General features: G+C 60.1%; 21 protein-coding genes. 14 read left to right on the forward strand and 7 right to left on the reverse strand.

Annotated elements, in window-relative coordinates:
* Window positions 1–148 precede the first annotated feature (148 nt).
* Entirely contained in the window at window positions 149–568 is a 420-nt protein-coding gene (locus VGK27_09290) for a DUF86 domain-containing protein (protein HEY3490299.1), read from the reverse strand.
* Entirely contained in the window at window positions 558–950 is a 393-nt protein-coding gene (locus VGK27_09295) for a nucleotidyltransferase domain-containing protein (protein ID HEY3490300.1), read from the reverse strand. Before VGK27_09295 ends, VGK27_09290 begins: the two co-directional genes overlap by 11 nt.
* Window positions 951–1,308: 358 nt before the next feature.
* Between VGK27_09295 and VGK27_09300 the strand changes: the two genes are divergently transcribed.
* The 8 genes from VGK27_09300 (at window position 1,309) to VGK27_09335 (ending at window position 7,602) form a co-directional block, all read left to right on the forward strand.
* Window positions 1,309–1,638, forward strand: a complete 330-nt coding sequence (locus VGK27_09300) for a type II toxin-antitoxin system RelB/DinJ family antitoxin (protein ID HEY3490301.1) — start codon at window positions 1,309–1,311, stop codon at window positions 1,636–1,638.
* Window positions 1,635–1,886, forward strand: coding sequence for a type II toxin-antitoxin system RelE/ParE family toxin (locus VGK27_09305; GenBank protein ID HEY3490302.1), 252 nt, complete (start codon window positions 1,635–1,637; stop codon window positions 1,884–1,886). The genes VGK27_09300 and VGK27_09305 overlap by 4 nt, the downstream gene beginning before the upstream one ends.
* Window positions 1,887–1,908: 22 nt before the next feature.
* Window positions 1,909–2,034, forward strand: a complete 126-nt coding sequence (locus tag VGK27_09310) for a hypothetical protein (protein ID HEY3490303.1) — start codon at window positions 1,909–1,911, stop codon at window positions 2,032–2,034.
* 359 nt (window positions 2,035–2,393) lie between these two features.
* Window positions 2,394–3,896 (forward strand): oligosaccharide flippase family protein, encoded by a 1,503-nt coding sequence (locus VGK27_09315; protein ID HEY3490304.1) that lies wholly within the window; start codon window positions 2,394–2,396, stop codon window positions 3,894–3,896.
* A gap of 21 nt (window positions 3,897–3,917) precedes the next feature.
* A complete protein-coding gene (locus VGK27_09320) occupies window positions 3,918–4,865 on the forward strand; it encodes a class I SAM-dependent methyltransferase (GenBank protein ID HEY3490305.1) in 948 nt (315 codons plus the stop codon).
* Window positions 4,862–6,316 (forward strand): glycosyltransferase family 4 protein, encoded by a 1,455-nt coding sequence (locus tag VGK27_09325; protein HEY3490306.1) that lies wholly within the window; start codon window positions 4,862–4,864, stop codon window positions 6,314–6,316. The genes VGK27_09320 and VGK27_09325 overlap by 4 nt, the downstream gene beginning before the upstream one ends.
* Before the next feature lie 17 nt (window positions 6,317–6,333).
* Window positions 6,334–7,326, forward strand: a complete 993-nt coding sequence (locus VGK27_09330) for a glycosyltransferase family 2 protein (protein HEY3490307.1) — start codon at window positions 6,334–6,336, stop codon at window positions 7,324–7,326.
* 102 nt (window positions 7,327–7,428) lie between these two features.
* Window positions 7,429–7,602, forward strand: a complete 174-nt coding sequence (locus VGK27_09335) for a hypothetical protein (GenBank protein ID HEY3490308.1) — start codon at window positions 7,429–7,431, stop codon at window positions 7,600–7,602.
* Window positions 7,603–7,607: 5 nt separating this feature from the next.
* Here the strand turns inward: VGK27_09335 and VGK27_09340 are convergent, their stop codons facing one another.
* From VGK27_09340 to VGK27_09355, 4 genes are all read right to left on the reverse strand, one after another.
* Window positions 7,608–8,981 (reverse strand): radical SAM protein, encoded by a 1,374-nt coding sequence (locus VGK27_09340; protein ID HEY3490309.1) that lies wholly within the window; start codon window positions 8,979–8,981, stop codon window positions 7,608–7,610.
* 43 nt (window positions 8,982–9,024) lie between these two features.
* The gene (locus tag VGK27_09345) at window positions 9,025–9,993 is read right to left on the reverse strand and encodes a glycosyltransferase (GenBank protein HEY3490310.1); all 969 of its coding nucleotides are present in this window, start codon (window positions 9,991–9,993) and stop codon (window positions 9,025–9,027) included.
* Window positions 9,994–10,075: 82 nt separating this feature from the next.
* Window positions 10,076–10,747: a nucleotidyl transferase AbiEii/AbiGii toxin family protein gene (locus tag VGK27_09350; protein HEY3490311.1), complete on the reverse strand. Its 672-nt coding sequence runs from the start codon at window positions 10,745–10,747 to the stop codon at window positions 10,076–10,078.
* Window positions 10,725–11,246 (reverse strand): helix-turn-helix transcriptional regulator, encoded by a 522-nt coding sequence (locus VGK27_09355; protein ID HEY3490312.1) that lies wholly within the window; start codon window positions 11,244–11,246, stop codon window positions 10,725–10,727. Before VGK27_09355 ends, VGK27_09350 begins: the two co-directional genes overlap by 23 nt.
* A 256-nt stretch (window positions 11,247–11,502) precedes the next feature.
* Between VGK27_09355 and VGK27_09360 the strand changes: the two genes are divergently transcribed.
* From VGK27_09360 to VGK27_09385, 6 genes are all read left to right on the forward strand, one after another.
* A complete protein-coding gene (locus tag VGK27_09360; GenBank protein HEY3490313.1) occupies window positions 11,503–11,799 on the forward strand; it encodes a helix-turn-helix transcriptional regulator in 297 nt (98 codons plus the stop codon).
* Between the two features lie 2 nt (window positions 11,800–11,801).
* Complete coding sequence (locus tag VGK27_09365) at window positions 11,802–13,046, forward strand: HipA domain-containing protein (protein HEY3490314.1); 1,245 nt, start codon at window positions 11,802–11,804, stop codon at window positions 13,044–13,046.
* A 157-nt stretch (window positions 13,047–13,203) separates the two neighbouring features.
* On the forward strand, window positions 13,204–14,370 hold the full coding sequence (locus tag VGK27_09370) for an ATP-binding protein (GenBank protein HEY3490315.1): 1,167 nt from the start codon (window positions 13,204–13,206) through the stop codon (window positions 14,368–14,370).
* A gap of 137 nt (window positions 14,371–14,507) precedes the next feature.
* The gene (locus VGK27_09375) at window positions 14,508–15,650 is read left to right on the forward strand and encodes an ATP-binding protein (protein ID HEY3490316.1); all 1,143 of its coding nucleotides are present in this window, start codon (window positions 14,508–14,510) and stop codon (window positions 15,648–15,650) included.
* A 49-nt stretch (window positions 15,651–15,699) separates the two neighbouring features.
* On the forward strand, window positions 15,700–16,665 hold the full coding sequence (locus tag VGK27_09380) for a GDP-mannose 4,6-dehydratase (protein HEY3490317.1): 966 nt from the start codon (window positions 15,700–15,702) through the stop codon (window positions 16,663–16,665).
* Between the two features lie 49 nt (window positions 16,666–16,714).
* Window positions 16,715–17,968 carry a class I SAM-dependent methyltransferase gene (locus tag VGK27_09385; GenBank protein ID HEY3490318.1) on the forward strand — a complete coding sequence of 418 codons (1,254 nt, stop codon included), beginning with the start codon at window positions 16,715–16,717 and terminating at the stop codon, window positions 17,966–17,968.
* 25 nt (window positions 17,969–17,993) lie between these two features.
* On the opposite strand, the gene VGK27_09390 is transcribed toward VGK27_09385, so the two are convergent.
* Window positions 17,994–18,890, reverse strand: coding sequence for a glycosyltransferase family 2 protein (locus tag VGK27_09390; protein ID HEY3490319.1), 897 nt, complete (start codon window positions 18,888–18,890; stop codon window positions 17,994–17,996).
* Window positions 18,891–18,894 lie beyond the last annotated feature (4 nt).

The raw sequence follows: 18,894 nt of genomic DNA on the forward strand, positions 1-18,894 counted from the left end.
GGCAGATATTCCGTCAAGGCGTGAAACAAAATACATGGCACGGAGAATCTCCCGGAACGGTCCTGACCGGCACCCGCCAGGTCGGGAAAAGCACGCTCCTTCGGCGCGAGTTTCCCGAATTGACCTACCGGTCGCTCCATTCGGGGAATCAGTCCGGTAAGTGTTTCAGGATGGCCCCTCGAAATTCCCCGAAATCGCCGAGATGCTTTCTCAGGACCAGCACCACGATCTCTGCATCCACACTTTCGTACTGGTGGACGACGATGTTCCGGAATTTCGCCATCTTTTCCATCACAGAAGAAAGGTCCGGGGAAATCACCCCGTTTTCGGAAAGGACCCGGAAGGTATCTGCATAACCGGTCGGAACGCGCATGCATTCGTCGGAAATGACGTGATTGGCTATATCGGCGCAGGTTTCAATCATCATCTGCAACGTTCTTTCGACGATGCGCTGAACTTTCCAGTCGGCTCGGTATGCGCCGACCTCGATCGTCGAATATTCGCCCATTTCGACGATGTAGCGATCTAGTTCGGCAACTTTTCTGAGAATCAGATATTTATCGACCAAGCCCGTACCTCAGCGATAGGAGTGTTTCTTCCTTTTTCCGAAAATCGAAAAACTGCCGCAACATGGACGATTCGAATCGATGCCGGATGAACGGATGCTTGTCCACAAGCAACCTCCGGTTTTGAAGTACCCTTCCCGTGATGCTGACCGAGGATACGTTGAGGACGACGAGATCGATCTCGGAAGTCCCGAGAACATCGCTGATCTTCGAGAACAGGTCCAGTTTGGTCTGTGCGATGGATTCGGTATCGGACAGATAAACCGCAAGATCGATGTCGGAAACCGGCTTGACCGGTCCGGTCGCACACCCTCCGAACAGATAGGCAAAAATGACCAGCGGATCACCCTGGAACATCCCGCAAAGCGCGGGCAGGCGATCCATGATTCCCACTGGCAATTTATCGAATTTGTACAATGCCCCCCCGGAACAGGAAGTCCTGACGGGCAGTTTACACCCAATCCACAACGGAAGGAGTGCCTCCAGGCAACAACCTCGCGGGCTCCGGCTGGACCGCCCTGCTGGGGCTGATCGGGGTCACCGCCAACCTTCCCGTAGGGTCCAGGCCCCATCCCTCGCAATAATCCACCCATGGGAGCACTTTCCGAAGACAGGAGCCATGTCATGCTGCCGAAAGACATCATTCTGGCGTCTCTGGAAGAGTTCGAGTTTTATCGGAAGGAAGCCGGCTCGGCATTTGGTGGTATACTACGTTGTAGCCACAAACGTGCCGGAGGTTTACATGTCCGAATCCGTAATCCGATCCCGCATCGACTCTGCCTTAAAGCTGGAAGCCCAATCGCTCCTCTCCAAATTCGGGCTGTCCATGAGCGACGCCATCCGGCTTTTCCTGCACCAGGTCGTCATGGAAAAAGGGCTTCCCTTTGCCGTCCGGCTTCCCGAGGAAGCGGCAAAAGAGCACGACCGCTGGTTCCGGCTGCAGGTCGAGGAGGCCTTGAAGAAAGCCGACAACCCGAAAGCAGACTTCGCACCACACGATTCCGTCCATGCCCGTTGGAACCGGAAGCGAAAGGAATTGCAATCCCGCGTCGGCAAGGCCGACAAGGGATGATCGTCGAGTGGTTGTCCGACGCACTCCAGGATTTCGATTCGATCGTGGAATATATCGCTGCCGACAATCCGGCAGCAGCTATCGAACAAGGTGATGCCATCGAACAACAGGTCGGGCATCTGGGTTCCTATCCCCGAAGCGGACGCGTCGGCCGAACACCTTATCTTGCCGTCTATCGCATCCGGAAGGATCGGGTCCAGATCCTGCGGATTCTCCACGGGGCACAACTGCGGCCAAAAACATTTTGACCCAGCCGAACCCGTCCACCCCATGAGCCGGGTCAAGAAGAACTTCATCGCCAACCTCGCGGGATCGGGCTGGACCGCCCTGCTCGGGCCGGCCTGCACGCCGCTCTACTTTGACGATTATTTGCCGGATTTCCGGGTCTGTTCGTAATAAACTATCCCCATGGGGCGAATCGAAGACATTCTCGGAGACGCCGTTGCACGTATCCGTAGCGTTTGCGACCCGCAAAAGATCATCCTTTTCGGTTCCCAGTCCGCAGGGGTACCAACGGGAGACAGCGATATCGACCTGATGGTCATATTGCCGACCGACGAGTTGCCACACCGGCGTTCCCTCCCGATTCGCAAAGCCTTGCGCGGGATATCCCTACCCAAGGACATCATTGTCAAGACCCCTGCCGCCCACTTCGGCACGATTCTCTATGAACGACCTTAAAAGGGATTCGATTCGACGCTGGGTTCCGGCAATAACTCCTGCAATTCCTTGATGTCTACGTCCACCTCCACCCCATGAGCCGGGTCAAGAAGAACTTCATCGCCAACCTCGCGGGATCGGGCTGGACCGCCCTGCTCGGTCTGGCCTGCACGCCGCTCTACATCAAGTTCCTGGGGATGGAAGCGTACGGGCTGATCGGTTTCTACCTCACGATGAACGGGGTGATCCAGATCCTCGACCTGGGCCTCAGCCCCACCATGACGCGGGAGATGGCGCGCTACTCCGCCCTGCCCGAGAAGGCCGGCGAAGCGCGCGACTTCGTCCGAACGCTCGAGATCGGCTACTGGGCGATCGGCCTCCTGATCGGCGCGGTGGTATATTTCGCCGCCCCCCTCATCGCCACCCACTGGATCAAGCCGGGGCGGCTGACGCCCGACGAGGTCCTCCACGCCATCCGGATCATGGGCGCCCTCGCGGCGCTGCAATGGCCCTTCAGCTTCTACCAGGGGGGGTTGATCGGGCTGCAACGGCAGGTGCTCCTGAACGGCCTCTCAATCGCGATGGCAACGCTGTCCAGCGTCGGCGCCGTGCTCATCCTGTGGCGCGTCTCGCCGACCGTTTCCGCCTTCTTCACCTGGCAGATCGCGGTGTGGTGCCTCCAGGTTGTCCTGATCACCGTGGCCTTGTGGCGCTGCCTGCCCGCAACGGAACGGCCAGCACGCATCACGCCCGCCCTTGTCCGCAACGTCTGGCAGTTCGCAGCCGGAATGAGCGGTATCACTCTGTCAGCGCTCATCTTGACGCAAATCGACAAAGTCATCCTGAGCAAGCTGCTCGACCTGACGACGTTTGGCTACTACATGCTTGCGAGCGTGATCACGACCGGAATTTCCTCGGTCCTGATCACGCCGATGTTCAACACCGTCTTCCCCCGCTTCTCGGCGCTCGTGGCCGAGAAGGACGAAAAAGGTCTGACCGACATGTACCACGGCTCGACTCAGGTCATGGCCGTCTTGATTCTGCCCGTTGCGGCGGTTCTTTGCCTCTTTTCGCACGAGGTCATGATGCTTTGGACGCAGAACACGGAAGTGGCACGCAATACGGCCCCCATCGTCACCATCCTGGTCATCGGTACTGCTCTAAATGGACTAATGAATCTTCCCTATGCGCTCCAACTCGCACACGGATGGACCAAGATAGGCCTGCAGATCAACACGGTCTTTATTTTCACGCTGGTTCCGACTATCCTTTTCCTGGCAACCAGATACGGGGCAGTGGGTGCGGCAGCGGTCTGGGTCTTATTGAATGGCACATATATGGCCGTCGGCGTCCCATTGACTCATCGCCGACTCCTCCAAGGTGAGGCAGGAAGGTGGTTTTTACGCGATGTCGGCCTTCCCTTGACCGGTTCCTTGCTGGTGGTCCTGATCGGGAAGCAAGTACTCGATATCCCCCCGGCGCCGATCCCTGCAATCCTTTCCCTGGGGGCTCTTCTTCTTCTCGCCTTCACCGTCGCGGCCTTGGCAACTCCGCAATTGCGATATCTGTTGATGAAGCCAAAAGTCCCTGGGGCATAGACACACTTGTGGAGGATTTGATTGAAATCGGTTTATGCTTCCATTCCCGAAAAAGCCGCGTCTCGGCCGTTGTGGAAGCGATTGTTGTTTTCCCTGTACGGATGTGCGGCGTCACTGCCCTGCTGGCTCGCGGCGCATGCGTTGGGCACCCCCGGACTTGCCTTCCATCGCGATTACTCCATGCTGGGGCTCTCGCTCCTGTTCAACCGGAAGGCGCCCCTCGGCTTCACGGAACTTCATACGTCGATCTTCGCCCCGGTCATCCTGACGCGCTATTTCGAGTTCGAGTTTGCCTGGCAGTCGCTGGCGGGACATCCAATGGCGAATTATCTCGATGTCTCATCCCCCTACGCCTTCCCCCTGTTGCTGACCTGTCGAACGCCTAATTTGCGGACGGAGCTGATCAATCCAAATTCCAGCGATCTTCCTATCACCACCCGATTCGTCGATGCGGCCGGAATCCGGAATCGTTGCGGATTACACGATTGCCTCGTCGAGGACGCCCCCTTCCCGTCTGCCTCGTTCGACGCCATCACGAGCCTTTCGGTTGTGGAGCACATCCCCGAAGTGCGTCCCGCCATCGAGAAGATGTGGGCGCTCCTTAAGCCGGGCGGTAAACTCGTGCTGACGGTTCCGTGCGCGAGGGAGGCGTACTCCCTTCACGTCGACCAGAACGAATACGGTCTGCTCGAAACCGACGAACGAGGCTATGTCTTCCTGGAACACATCTTCGACGACGAATTATTGAAGCGCGAAATATTTGCCGTCACGGGGGAGCCGGTCCGCAGCGCCATCTATGGCGAAAAGCGCGACGGGTTCCTTCGCCAGGTGTTGCTGGACCGCTGGTCCGGACAGCCATGGCGCTACTGGCGAGAGCCGATCATGATGGGCAAGGAATTGGGATTCTACGAGCGCATCGGCGACTTGCCTGGTGAAGGAGTCATCGGGCTGGAATTTATCAAGCGATGAAGATTCTTTTCCTGGCCCACCGGCTGCCCTGGCCCACCAACACGGGCGGCAAGCAGCTTCTCTACAACCAGATCAGGCAGCTTTCCGCCTCGCATGACGTCAGCTTGATCTGCTTCAGGCATCCGGATTCCAGCGGGGACGGCGGACTGTCGGACATGTGCCGGATGATGAAGGTGCTCGAGATTCCGACCACGAGAAAGGTAGCCCTCAACGCGTTTGCCGGACTGGTCGGAGACGTTCCCTTGATCGTCTCGCTCTATGCCTCGCGATCCTCCGCAAACATAATCAGACGGCATCTCGAAGAAGACCGGTACGACGTCGTGATATCCCAGATCGAAATGGCCCAATTCATACCGGAATCGTACTCGGGGCCGAAGATCCTGCTCATGGAAGACCCCGAGCCGTTGAAATTCACTCGAGTAGACAAACGCGGCTGGACGATTCGACAGCGCCTGTGGCGGGGATTCGAAACCGGAAGGCTTAGCCGATACGAACGGCGTCAATCGCCCCGTTTCGACCGGGTGACGCTGCTTTCGGAAGAGGACGCCCGCGATAACCAGTCTTTCCTGCCGGATGCGCGGTTGGCCTGCGTCCCCTATGGCACGGACCCGGACTGGTTCAGCCCGTCGGATGCGGTCAAGCGGGTCGAGGGGATGATCGTGATCAGCGGCAACATGTACCACCCCCATAACGCTGCGGCGGCGCTCCACTTCGCGCGCGACATCTATCCGACGGTGAAGAAGGAAGTCCCCGACGCAACGCTGTGGATCGTCGGAGCGAACCCGATCCCCGAGATTCTTAGCTTGGGGAAAACAGAGGGAATCACGGTGACCGGCGCCGTTCCCGAAATCCGGGATTACCTCAGGATGGCGCGGGTGAGCATCTGCCCGATTGCACTGAAGATCGGCGTCCAGACCAAGGTGCTGGAGGCCATGGCATGCGGCACGCCGGTCGTGACCACGTCAGCCGGCAACAGCGGCATCGGCGCCCCTTCCGGGGAAGGGCTATACGTAGCGGACTCCGACGAGGATTTTTCGCGATGGGTCGTGGAACTTTTGAGAGGCAAAGGATGGGATGACATGTCGGCGCGTGCGCGACGGTTCGTCCTCGATCATTTTTCGTGGGAAATAAGCGCGAACAAAATGGAAAAACTGATCGCCGATATCATGAAAGGCAAACGCATGAACATTATCCCCCCCCCCCCGGCGGTATTCCGTAACGAATATCCGCTCGTCAACCTGCTGGTCGTAAATATATACGTCCACGAAAACCGCGTTACCGAAAACAACCAGAACATCGGTCAACTCGGCGCCAAACTCTACGTCGTTCCGAAACCAAACGTCCTTCTCGGCCGCTTTGTGTCGTGGACATCCCAGTCCATGCTCTTGAAATCCGCAGTCAAGACCAATGAAGACTTCCGCGCGTTTCTCGGACGGCCGGCAACCGTATGAATCCTCGTACACCGCCCATGCTGTCCATCTGCATCTCCACCTTCAACCGGGCCGCCTTCATCGCGGAGACGCTGGAATGCATCCTTTCCCAATCCCCCGACAACGTCGAAATATTGATCGTTGATGGTGCGTCGACCGACAACACCGAATCGGTGATTCGCCCCTTCCTGAGCCGACATCCGCAAATCCGGTATCAGCGGCAGGAAAAGAACCAGGGAATTGACCGCGACTTCGATGCTGCGGTCGTATTGGCTCGCGGAAAATACTGTTGGCTGTTTTCGGATGACGATTTGCTAAAACCCGGCACGGTCGACCTTGTATTGCAAAAACTTTCCTCGGGCACCGACCTGCTCATCCTGAACGCCGAGATAAGAAACGCCGACTTGCGCGAAACGATCCGGGAGCGCAGCTTGCGGATGACCAGTGACCGCTTCTACTCCCCTGAAGAAACAGATACGCTGATGGCTGAAACTGCAGACTATCTTTCGTTCATTGGCTGCGTGATCGTCCGGAGAAGTCTCTGGCTTGAACGGGAGCGGGAACGCTACTATGGGTCGTTTTTCATCCACGTTGGCGTCATCTTTCAGGAGCGTCTGGCAAATGGTGCCCTGGTCATCGCCGCCCCTATGATCATTATTCGGTACGGAAACGCAACCTGGACATCCCGTGCTTTCGAAATCCTCCACTTCAAATGGCCCGAACTCATCTGGTCTTTCTCGGGGATATCCGAGCAAGCCAAGTCCGCCGTGTGCCCAAAATATCCGTGGAGAAGCGTACGCCGCCTCATGTTCGACCGTGCCAAAGGGATGTACTCCATAGCGGAATATCGGAAACTTATTGCGAGCCGTTGCAACTCGATTTCAGAACGATTGCTCTTCTCCGTCATCTCGCTCTTGCCGGGAATGTTGCTGAACCTCGTGCTATTTGGCTATTTCCGAATGCGCTACACAGACCCAAGATTTGCCGTCTTCGAACTTAAAAATAGCCGTTTTTACTTCCGTAAAAGTTAACTGCAGGCATTTCGCAGAAAACCAAGCGCGTTCCATTCAATTTCCGCCCCGTCCGAGGAAAAGTTTTACATCGCGGACACGCCCGATGATTTTGCCCGGCGGGTGGTCGATCTGCCGCGGGGCGACGGTTGGGATGACATGTCGGCGCGTGCGCGACGGTTCGTCCTCGATCATTTTTCGTGGGATAAAAGTGTCGAAAAGCTGGAGATGCTGATGACCGAGATCATGGAAGAGCACGCCACGGGAGCCCCCCTGGGGCGCCAAGCGCGGGGCTGACCTCTTTATGCAGCCGGAGCCAGCATCTTCTTCAGCCGGTTGATCCTCCCGCTGATGTCTAGCCGATACATGAATTCCTTGCTGATGATCCCGTGGTTGATGAGCTTGATGACGATGTTGTAGTAGATCCAGTCCTTCGGGGACGCTCCGAGCACTTTGTAGATGCACTTGTTGACGAAGCGGTAATCGACGCCCTTGATCTTGGCCCCGCTGTCGAGGTTGCGCCGGTACCCTTCGCTTGTCGTGATCAGGTTGAGATCGTGCTCCATGCAGTAATCGTAGAGCTCGCTGCCCGGGGTCGGCGTGAAGATCGCGGGGCTGGGGATCGCCGGCTTGATCTCGCGGACCATCTTGACGGTCATTTCCATTTCGGCCTTCGTCTCGGTCGGAAGACCGAACATCAGGTTCGCGAAGATGTTGATCCCGAGTGACCTGCAGATTTTTCCCGCCTCGATATTCTGGGCGACGGTCGTTTCTTTCTTGATGAAATCGAGAACCCGGTCGCTGCCGCTCTCGAAGCCGATCAGCACCCAGAGCAACCCCACCGACTTGAGCTTCTCGATCAGGTCGGGACGCTTGCAGACGATGTCGGACCGCGTCTGGCAGACGAACGTCTGGGTGAGCCCCCGCTGCTTCTTCTTCTCGCAGAACTCCTCGACCCAGCCGTAATACTGCGTGAAGCAGTCGTCGTGGATCATGAACGACTTCATCCCGTAGTCGCGGGCGAGCATCTCGAGCTCGTCGAGGATGTTGTCGACGCTCCGCCGCCGGACACGGTCGCCGAACACGTTCCGTTCGGCGGGCTGGCAGAACGTGCACTTGTAGAGGCATCCCCGGGATGCCGTGATCGAGTAGTACGGCTTCTCGAGATAGCGCCAGGGCGTCTCGCCTTCGGGCGAGAGGCTCCGGTCGACGAACGGGATCGCGTCGAGGTTTTCGGGCACAGCGCCGCGGACGATCCGCGGCGCGTTCTTGAGATCGGCGAGGATGCCCGGCAGGGTGACCTCGGCTTCGTGGGTGAAGATGATGTCGAATTCGGGGACGGCGGCGGTTTCCTCGGTCATCAGTGTGGGGTGGGGACCGCCCACCATGACCGGCGCCTGGGGGCGCGTTTTCTTGAGGATGGCGCCCATTCGCTTCGCCGCATCGAAATCGACGGTCGCGATCGAGATCATGGCGACATCGTAGGGAACCGCTTCGACGGTCGACTCGAACTCGGCCCAGTCCTTCAACTTGCGGCAATCGATGTAATGGACCGAATGGCCCTCGCGCTTCGAGATGGCGCTCAGGATGCCGATGCCGTGATTGAACCAGTTGGCGCCACGGTCATAGGAAGCGAAACCTTCGACGAGCCCGGGATAGATCAGGAGAATATTCATCCGTGAATTGTACCATCCGGCATCCCCGCCGGCCAGATTCGCGCTAGCATGACCGCAGCAAATACCGCACTGCCCCCGCCACCATTCCGCCGACACCTCCTTGCGCCCGCCAGGCCGCCGAGCGCGTGCATGCGTATTCCTCGCCGGTCATGCCGTTCAAACATGCCTTTTTCCGGACGAGCAGCAGCATCAGGGTGGTCCAGGCGAAACGGGAATGCGACGCACTGTCGAGGATCCCCTTGAGCCGGTCCGCGTGCTTCATGAACAGGAGGCACAGCTCCGGGATCACCCGCCCCTCCGCTGCGTTGACCTGTGACGTTTGCCCTTCATGGACCCGCCACTGGCTCAAGAACCTGGGAACGAACACGGCATCGGAATCGAGCAGCAGCCGGATCCAGCCGTCGATGTCGATCAGTTGCCGGAAGCGGACGTCGAATCCGCCGATCCGCCCGAGCGCGCTTTTCCGGATCAGCGTGTTGGTGGGTTCGCCGACGACGTTTTCGAGGCCCGGGAACAGCGTGTTCAGCACCTTGCTGCCGGTGTTCAGCCCCGGGGCCAGTTCCTTCTGCCGCGCATGGACGCCCAGCAGGAAGCGAAGGTTCGCGACGTTGGCCTCGCCGGGGAGAAGGTCGTGCAGCAGGAAATCCCGGGCCGAAAAGACCAGCCCCGCCTCCGGATGCGCCATGGCCGCGGCAACCAGGGTCGAGACGCAATCCGTGTAACAGAGGTCGTCGCAATGCACGAACTTGATGTATTCGCCTTCGGCAAGCTCGACGCACCGGTTCCAGTTGCCGCCGATCCCGAGGTTGTCGGGGTTCCGGTAGAGCCGGACGCCGGGCGCTCCCGCATATTTCTGCAGCCGGTCCCAGGAATCGTCCTTCGAAGCGTCGTCGACCACGACGATTTCCCGGTTCGGATAATCCTGGTACAGGACGGTGGCCATCGCCTGGTCGATATGCGCCGACGCGTTGTAGACCGGGATGCAGATGGAGACCTTGGGACCTAGGTTCATGGGTGGATATCCCTCCGCAAGCCATGGTAGCAGAACGGAAACGAACTCGGCACTCTTGGGGACGGAATCCCCGCGCCGAAGATCAAATGACCAGCGAAGCCCCCGTTTTTTCCGATGGAGGGAGCGGTTTGTCCCATGCGGCCCTGACGGAAGCTTGCAACGATTGCCTGCACCGATCCGGCAGAGAAACCAGTTCGGGTTCATTGAACCAGCAGAGGATGCGAAGACATTCGGCGGGCGAGAAGGATTTCCCGAAAAGGGTGATCGCGTCGGAAAGACCTTGGAGGAGGCTCCCGCCATTTCCCAGGATTTCCGCGACATCGAGATAATCCTTCGGCTCGACACGATCGAATAGCGCTTTCAGCTTGGTGGCCAGCAGATCCCTGATCGAAGCGGCCAGGATCACCCCGTCACTTGAACGCTCCGGTACCCCCACTCTCCCGATTTTCAACCCTCCGAAGAAAGAGACCTTCACGCCAGCCCGCGACTTCGGTGGAACGGCGAGAACGACATAGGTCCCAGGTTCGTCCTGGAGAACCGTTGCATCCCCGATCCACGGGAGGGATTCAAGAAGAGTCCGGTCGAGAAGGCGGTCGCTGAAAAAGTCGAAATCAATCGATTGCCTGTGCCCGAACCGCAATGCCAGCGCCGTTCCTCCGTAGAGGCAATACCCCATCCCCGACAGAGGCGCGAGCAGCGGCCACAGTTTTTTCTGGGCAGCGGGAAGGATGTCAGGCCGGGTCTGGAAGACCATCGCGCCTCCTCGTCGGCATCGGGGGAATCTCCACAGGTGGATCGAAACCCAGAACGGTGTGCCAGAGCGCCCATGATCTCGGGCGGAACCAACCGGGGCGCGCCTGCCTGAGGACGTCGATGAACGCTCTTTTCCCGAGCACCCCGGCGAGTTCCTGGATGTCTTCGAGTGTCCCGACATCCATTACCTGTGCGATCACCCGAAGCGGGGTCTTGACTGATTCGACTGGCGGCTGCCACCAGATGTAACGCCCGGCCATCCGGCGAAGGATTCCCCCCACTCGGCTGGCGTTCCGTGGCGACCGGACGGGAGCAAGGTCATATCCGACTATGCCCAGAATCTTGTCGAGTTTTGCGAACCCCAGTTCGTTTTTGGTCCCTTTTTCGAGACTGTTCAGCGTCGCCCGGGAGACGCCGGCAAGTTCCGCAAGACGCGCCTGCGTGAGGTGCTCCTTCAGGCGTTCCTCCCGAACGATTTTCCCGATCGCGTAAAGTTCCACGAACGCCTCTTTCCCGACCAGACCTTGATGTCAATTATATTATACATTCGCGTGCCGGTGACCGGCAACGTCAACTTGTTACGGCGGCGTGCTGATCAGACGCACCAGTGCGAGAACATGCGATAACCCTGCCCCTTTTTTGAATCGCTGGCATCCCGCCCCAATTAGTCTTATAATTACCCTTATGTCGTTTAAGGGGTCATGTATGACTCATTTGCTGCTAGGAAGTCAAGCACTTCTGCCGGATGTCTCTCGGGTGGTCACCCTTCTCGGCGAACGGATCCGGATTGCCCGGAAGCGGCGTGCAATGACCATCCAGGAGCTTGCATCGCGAATGTTCGTTACCCGAAAAACGGTTTCCCGGCTCGAAAAAGGTGATCCCGGCGTCTCTCTTGGCGTATTCGCGTCGGCGCTCTGGGTCCTGGGCCTCGACAAATCCCTTCTGGAGGTCGCCGTTCCCGAACGAGACGAAGTCGGGCTTTTCCGCGAGCGGCAGCGCCTCCCGCTCCGCATCCGGCCTTCCGCTAACCCGGACGACGATCCGGATTTTTGACGATGCCCGTGCGTCGCCTAACGGTTTTCATCTACTTGCCGGGGGAAACGACAGCGGTCCCGGCCGGAATTTTCACCCATGACGATGACGCCGGCATCGGCGCCTTCGCTTATGGGCGGCGATATCTCGATCGCGGAAATGCGCTTCCGGTCGACCCGATCGCACTGCCGCTTGGCTTGCGGCCGCGTGAGATTACAACCAACGGCGGGTTGTACGGCGCCTTTCGCGATGCGTCGCCCGATTACTGGGGGCGGATTGTCATCGCCGCCGAAGCCGGGACTGCCCCCGAGGCGCTATCGGAAATCGACTTTCTGGTCGCCGCAAACGCCACCCGGGTCGGCAATATCGATTTTCGCCTGTCTTCGGAAGATCCGGAACCGGCCTTGGGTCCGCCTCATTTCGATCAACTCGCAAACATCATCGACGTTGCCGGAAAAATCGAAGCGCACGAACCGGTCGAGACGCACCTGCTCCAAATTCTCCGCCAAGGAACCAGCATGGGGGGGGCCCGGCCGAAATGCGTCGTCGAATGGAATGACGCCCTGTGGATCGCGAAATTTCCCGCGAAAGACGACTCGCTCGACATACCCCGAATCGAATACGCCACGATGACGCTCGCCCGCCGATGCGGGATCCAGATCCCCGACACACACCTCATGACGATCGGAAACAGGAACGTGTTCCTGATCCGGCGTTTCGACCGGGAAAAAGGCGATGGAGGGTGGCTGCGGACCGGCTTCCTGAGCGCACTTTCGCTGATGCAGTGGGACGAGCGCGATCGGCAGAAGTGGGACTACACCGCAATCGCCGACACGATGCGCCGACACACACCGCCCTCGGATCTCCGTGAGTTGTATCGACGGATGATTTTCAATATTTTCGTCAGGAACACGGACGATCATCCCCGCAATCACGCCTTTCTCGTCGAGAAGGACGGTTTGTTGCGGCTCTCTCCGGCCTACGACATCGTTCCCTCGCTGACGCAACCCGGCGTGGGGACGCAATTCCGGCTCGCCATGTCGGTCGGAGCACATGGGCGGGAAGCCACGCCCGAAAACGCGCTGAGCCGCGCCGCGCGATTCGGCTTATCGGGTGAGGAGGCCGGCGGGGTGATCGCGTCGATGGCCGAAACCGTCTCGGGTTGGCAAGATCATTTTCGGGGATGCGGGATACCGAAAAAGGAATGCGACATCCTGCGGGCATCGTTTCGTGGAACGTCAAGCCGTACGTCCCGAGGCAAGGCCTGAGCGGGATCCGCCTCTCCTTCTGCATCACCACGCGTAACCGGTGCGACGTGCTCGGAGAAACGGTCCGGAACCTGCTCGATGGGGCCCGGACTTTAGCAGGGGTGATCTCTTCGCACTTATCCTTGCATTCATGGACTATTAGTCCATAATTGCAAGCATGATTGCCCGTCGATCTGCCAAGCGTCTTCAGGATCTGATCCGCCAGTTCCCGGCCGTCGCCCTGCTGGGGCCAAGGCAGGTCGGAAAGACGACGCTGGCCCGGACGCTCGCCGGCATCGCCGAAACGGTCTATCTCGATCTCGAAAATCCCCACGATCTCGAAAAGCTCGGCGACGCCCGTGGCTACCTGGAAGGTCAGTCGGGCAAGCTCGTCATCCTCGACGAGGTCCAGCGCGCCCCGGGCCTTTTCCGGACGTTGCGGGGCCTGATCGACGATGGCATCCTGGCCGGGCGGACTTCGGGACGGTTCCTGTTGCTGGGATCCGCTTCGATCGACCTCCTTCGACAGTCCGGCGAAAGCCTGGCGGGGCGGATCGCCTATGCCGAACTGGCGCCTCTCGATGTGCTGGAAATCGATCCAGGACATGCGTCGCCGCTCTGGATCCGGGGCGGGTTCCCGCGCAGTTTCCTGGCTGCCAACGATCGCCAGAGCGCCGCCTGGCGGGAAAATTTCATCCGGACTAACCTTGAGCGGGATATCCCGCAACTGGGACCGCGCATCCCGGCGGAAACCTTGCGCCGTTTCTGGACCATGCTGGCGCATTCGCAAGGCGCGCTGCTGAATGCCGCCCAACTCGCCCGGAGTCTGGCCGTCGACGGCAAGACGGTCGCGAAGTATCTCGATCTCATGGTGGACCTGCTGCTGGTTCGCCGACTCCCCCCCTTCCATGCCAACGCCGGCAAGCGGCTCGTCAAATCGCCGAAGACCTATGTCCGGGACAGCGGGATCCTGCACGCGCTTCTGCGCCTGGATACCGAGGATGCCGTCCTGGGCCATCCGGTCTGCGGGGCGAGCTGGGAAGGGTTCGTCATCGAAAATCTGCTTCGCGTCGCGCCGGATCGAACCGAGGCAAGTTTCTACAGGACTTCCTCCGGCGCCGAGATCGACCTGCTGCTGGAATTGCCCGACAACCGGACTTGGGCGATCAAGATCAAGCGGGGCGGAGTGCCGAAGATCGAAAAAGGCTTTCACGTCGCGCTGGAGGACATCCGGCCCGACAAGGCGTTTGTCGTGTATTCGGGGGATGATCGCTACACGAAGGGGAAAGGCATCGAGGCGATCGGCGTCCGCGAAATGGCCGAAGCGCTGGCCGGTCTGTCGTAGAGGCGCCCCGGCATATCCGGTCGGCTTCCTGCCCCGGGCCTCGCAAAGTCGCCGCTAAAGATTGAAATCACGCCACCAGGCCTACATGATTTCATGGTAATATGTGTCCCATGATCGCACGTGAAAAGGCATTGAAAATGGTCAAAACCGCCCTCGCTCACTCGCCCGTCGTGGGGTTGCTGGGCGCGCGACAGGTGGGGAAAAGCACCCTGGCCCGCCAGCTCGCCGCCGGGTGGCGGGGGTCGAAAACCACATTTTTCGACCTCGAAGATCCTGCGGATCAAAGCCGTCTCTCCGAGCCGTCGCTTACCTTGCGAGCGCTTCGCGGTCTCGTGGTGCTTGACGAAATCCAGCTTCGGCCAGACCTCTTCCCGCTGCTGCGGGTACTGGCCGACCGACCCGGCACGCCTGCCCGCTTCCTCCTTCTCGGCAGCGCCTCGCCCGAGCTGATCCGGAATTCTTCCGAAAGTCTCGCCGGCCGCATCCAGTTCGTTCATCTTGCCGGTTTCAACCTGTCGGAAGTCGGCGGCGAAGCTTATGACCGGTTGTGGCTTCGAGGCGGTTTTCCGAAGTCGTTCCTTGCGCCCGGCAACCCGGCCAGCGCAGAATGGCGCCGCGGTTTCGTTCGCACCTTTCTCGAACGCGACATCCCGCAACTCGGTATCCGGATTCCCGCCGCAACGCTTCGCCGCTTCTGGTCCATGCTGGCGCACTGCCACGGACAACTCTGGAACGGGGCGGAATTTGCCCGCTCATTCGGCGTCGGCGAACATACCGTCCGTCGCTATCTCGATCTGTTGACAGCCACATATGTCATTCGACAGCTCCCCCCATGGCACGCGAATCTCGGAAAACGCCAGGTGAAATCTCCGAAAATCTACTTCACGGACAGCGGACTTCTGCACACCCTGCTGCAACTCGAGACGAAAGACGCGCTCCTCGGCCATCCGCGCCTCGGGGCCTCGTGGGAAGGATTCGCCCTTCAGGAAGTTATCGCGCATACCGGCGCTCGTCCCGAAGAATGCCACTTCTGGGGGACACACGGAGGCGCCGAACTCGACCTGCTGTTGGTCCGCGGCAATGCCCGAATCGGATTCGAATTCAAGCGGACCGATGCCCCGCGCGTCACACCGTCCATGCGCTCGGCGCTTGCCGATCTTGAACTCGATGCACTTTTCGTCGTTCACGCCGGAGAACATGAATTTTTCCTCGCGGAAAGGATCACCGCCGTGCCGATCGCCCGGCTGCTCGAATCGGTGCCCAGGCTCGGGCCGGGGTAATCGCCCTGTCCGGGATAGGCCAAAAGGCAATGGCTCCAGGAGGCATCTATTGAAAACCGCATTGATCACGGGCATCGCCGGGCAGGACGGCTCCTACCTGGCCGAACGACTCATCGAAACCGGCTACCGGGTAGCGGGGACCGTACACGATCCCGTCGTTGCCGATTACGAACATCTCCGGAAGTTCCGCGACCGCGTCGAAATCCACCAGGCCGACCTGCTCGATCAAGGGCAGCTCGAAACCCTCCTGCGCAACGTGCGGCCCGACGAAGTCTATAACTTGGCCGCACACTCGTCGCTGGCGGCCGCATTCGACCAACCGGTCTGGACGGGCGAATCGCTCGGCATCGGCGTCGCCCGGCTTCTCGAGGCCATCCGCGTGACCGACCCTTTGATCCGCTTCTTCCAGGCCGGAAGTCGGGAGATGTTCGGCTACGCGGCCGAATCGCCCCAGGACGAGTCGACGCCGTTCCGGCCCAACAACCCTTACGGCTACGCCAAGGCCTACGCGCACTGGATCACGGGCTACTACCGCGAGCGGCACGGGCTGTTCGCCTGCGCCGGCATCCTCTACAACCACGAAAGCCCCCGGCGGAAAGCCGAATTCGTGTTCCGGAAAATTACCCGGGCCGCGGCCATGATCCGGCTGGGGCGCCAGAAAGAGCTGCGGCTGGGCAATCTCGATGCCCGGCGCGACTGGGCGTATGCGGGCGATTTCGTCCGGGGGATGTGGCTGATGCTGCAGGCCGAACAGGCCGGCGATTACGTCCTCGCGACAGGGCAGACGCACTCGGTCCGCGAGCTTTGTGCGGAGGCGTTCGCCTGCGTGGGGCTGCATTATGAGGACCACGTCGTGCAGGAGGCGGAAACCACCCCCCGGCTGCCCGAGGCGACGCTGCCGGTCGGGAACGCAGACAAAGCGCGGCGACTGCTCGGCTGGTCACCCCAGGTGACGTTCCGGGAGCTGGTGAGGATGATGGTCGAGGCCGATCTGGAGTCCCCAAACAACGGCTGATGGTTTATCATAAATCACACATTTTTCGTTCAAGGGAGAAATTGACCAGATGATCACCCGGACCACCTGCCGCGTTTGCGAAGGCGCGCTCGAACCGATCCTGTCGCTGGGCGACACTTACGTCTCCGACTTCCCCGCTCCCGGCGATCCCGACGGCACGAAGGCCCCGCTCGAGCTGGTGCTGTGCCGCCGTTGCCGTCTGCTTCAGCTCAAGCACACCGTGCCCGGCGAGGCGATGTACCAGAACTACTGGTACCGGTCGGGCACGAACCAGACCATGCGCACCGCCCTGGCCGACATCGCCAACACGGCCGAGCATCTCGTCCACCTGAAGGCGGGCGACTCGGTGCTCGACATCGGCTGCAACGACGGCACGCTTCTGGGCTCCTACAAGACCGGCGACATCTTCAAGATCGGCTTCGATCCGGCCGAAAACCTGGCGCAGTACTCGCGGAAGATCGCCGATTACCACAAGCTCGGCTACTTCGAGGCCGAGCCGTTCCTGGCCGCCCCCGAGCTCGCAAATCACCGCCCCAAGGTCGTCACCAGCATCGCCATGTTCTACGACCTCGAAGACCCCAACAAGTTCGTGGGCGACATCAAGAAGGTCATGCACCAAGACGGCCTGTGGATCGTGCAGATGAGCTACCTGCCGCTCATGCTCAAGACCAACGAGCTGGGCAACGTCTGCCACGAGCATCTCGAATATTATTCGCTCCACTCGTTCGAATACCTGCTGCAGCGCCACGACTTCGAGGTCGTCGACCTCGAGATGAACGACGTCAACGGCGGCAGCATGCGCGCCTACATCCGCAACCGCGCCGCCGACCCGCATTCCTTCGCCGACGAGACCTACCGCGAGCTGGCGGCCGACCGCGTGGCTGCGTTCCGCGAAGAGGAAGCCCGGCTCGGACTCGACACAAACGTTCCCTACCTCGAGTTCGCCACCTGGGTCGACCGCATCAAGGGCGACCTCGTCGACTTCATCTCGGCCGAAGTCGCCAAGGGGAAGAAGGTCTACGTCTACGGCGCCTCGACGAAGGGCAACACGCTGCTCCAGTACTACGGCCTCGACCACAAGCTCATCGCGGGCGCGGCCGAGCGCAACAAAGACAAGTTCGGGCGGGTGACCGTGGGCACGCGCATTCCCATCGTGTCGGAAGAAGCAGCGCGCGCGGCGAAGCCCGATTATTTCCTCGTGCTGCCGTGGCACTTTCTCGAAGAGTTTCAAGCGAGGGAGAAGGAATTCCTGTTGGGCGGCGGCCGCTTCATCGTGCCGATGCCGCATTTCACGCTGATCTGACCGGGGCCGGGCGCGGCCTTCACCGCTACCGGATTTGCCAGGACCGGGAATATCTTGCCTTGAGTCGGAAGTAGGCCGATTTCAGCCGATCGGAAGCCGTCTTTCCGGCGACCCGCTCGATCAGGGCGGAAAAGCGCTTCATCAGGTCGTACCGCGCCCTGAAAAGACGGAAGGCGGCATAAGTCCGGATGGGCATGTGCCGCCGCATGGTCTCGGTCGCCTCCCGGAGGCTCTCCCGATAATAACGGTCGCTGGCCCCCGACGTCCGGAAGTTGGCCAGCACCCTGTCGGACAGGACAAAGGGCACCCCGCCGGTATACAACCGCAACACCATGTCGAGGTCGGCCGCATACCGGTATTTCAGGTCGTGGAGCCCGACCGAATCGTAAGCCGCCTTCGGGATGAACATCGCCTGGTGGCTGAACGGCATCCCCTTGCTGAAATCGAACGAGGGGCTCGACTCGATGGTGAAATCCATGTCCTCGATGACGATTCGCCATCGCCCGGCGATCACCCGCCCCGCCCCTTCTTCGCTATTCCAGATGGCCGCCACGTCGGCAAGGGTATCCTCGGCGTACCAGTCGTCGCTGTTGAGGAACCCGATGAGGTCGCCGGTCGAGAGCCCGATGCCCTTGTTCATCGCATCGTAGATCCCCTGATCGGGCTCGCTGGCCCAATAGGCGATCCGGTCCTCGTAGCGCCGGATGATTTCGGGCGTCCGGTCGGTCGATCCGCCGTCAAGGACGATGTACTCGACGTTTCCGTAGGCCTGCGAAAGGACGCTGCGGATGGCCTGCTCGATATGGGCCTCGCCGTCCCGGACGACGGTCACGACGGTGATCAACGGGCCATTCGGCGTGCGGCGCGGGGAGACCCCCTTCAGCCGGAGACCGCCGGACATCGGTTCGGCCGGAATCGTCATGTCG

The sequence above is a fragment of the Candidatus Deferrimicrobiaceae bacterium genome (assembly GCA_036504035.1).
Classification (GTDB): domain Bacteria; phylum Desulfobacterota; class Deferrimicrobia; order Deferrimicrobiales; family Deferrimicrobiaceae; genus JANXPS01.

Coding starts and splice junctions, on each gene's coding strand:
- VGK27_09385 (HEY3490318.1), top strand. CDS start 16,715: ATGATCACCCGGACCACCTGCCGCGTTTGCGAAGGCGCGCTCGAACCG.
- VGK27_09330 (HEY3490307.1), top strand. CDS start 6,334: ATGCTGTCCATCTGCATCTCCACCTTCAACCGGGCCGCCTTCATCGCG.
- VGK27_09375 (HEY3490316.1), top strand. CDS start 14,508: ATGGTCAAAACCGCCCTCGCTCACTCGCCCGTCGTGGGGTTGCTGGGC.
- VGK27_09295 (HEY3490300.1), bottom strand. CDS start 950: ATGGATCGCCTGCCCGCGCTTTGCGGGATGTTCCAGGGTGATCCGCTG.
- VGK27_09305 (HEY3490302.1), top strand. CDS start 1,635: ATGATCGTCGAGTGGTTGTCCGACGCACTCCAGGATTTCGATTCGATC.
- VGK27_09350 (HEY3490311.1), bottom strand. CDS start 10,747: ATGGTCTTCCAGACCCGGCCTGACATCCTTCCCGCTGCCCAGAAAAAA.
- VGK27_09300 (HEY3490301.1), top strand. CDS start 1,309: ATGTCCGAATCCGTAATCCGATCCCGCATCGACTCTGCCTTAAAGCTG.
- VGK27_09390 (HEY3490319.1), bottom strand. CDS start 18,890: ATGACGATTCCGGCCGAACCGATGTCCGGCGGTCTCCGGCTGAAGGGG.
- VGK27_09315 (HEY3490304.1), top strand. CDS start 2,394: ATGAGCCGGGTCAAGAAGAACTTCATCGCCAACCTCGCGGGATCGGGC.
- VGK27_09325 (HEY3490306.1), top strand. CDS start 4,862: ATGAAGATTCTTTTCCTGGCCCACCGGCTGCCCTGGCCCACCAACACG.
- VGK27_09345 (HEY3490310.1), bottom strand. CDS start 9,993: ATGAACCTAGGTCCCAAGGTCTCCATCTGCATCCCGGTCTACAACGCG.
- VGK27_09370 (HEY3490315.1), top strand. CDS start 13,204: ATGATTGCCCGTCGATCTGCCAAGCGTCTTCAGGATCTGATCCGCCAG.
- VGK27_09310 (HEY3490303.1), top strand. CDS start 1,909: ATGAGCCGGGTCAAGAAGAACTTCATCGCCAACCTCGCGGGATCGGGC.
- VGK27_09340 (HEY3490309.1), bottom strand. CDS start 8,981: ATGAATATTCTCCTGATCTATCCCGGGCTCGTCGAAGGTTTCGCTTCC.
- VGK27_09365 (HEY3490314.1), top strand. CDS start 11,802: ATGCCCGTGCGTCGCCTAACGGTTTTCATCTACTTGCCGGGGGAAACG.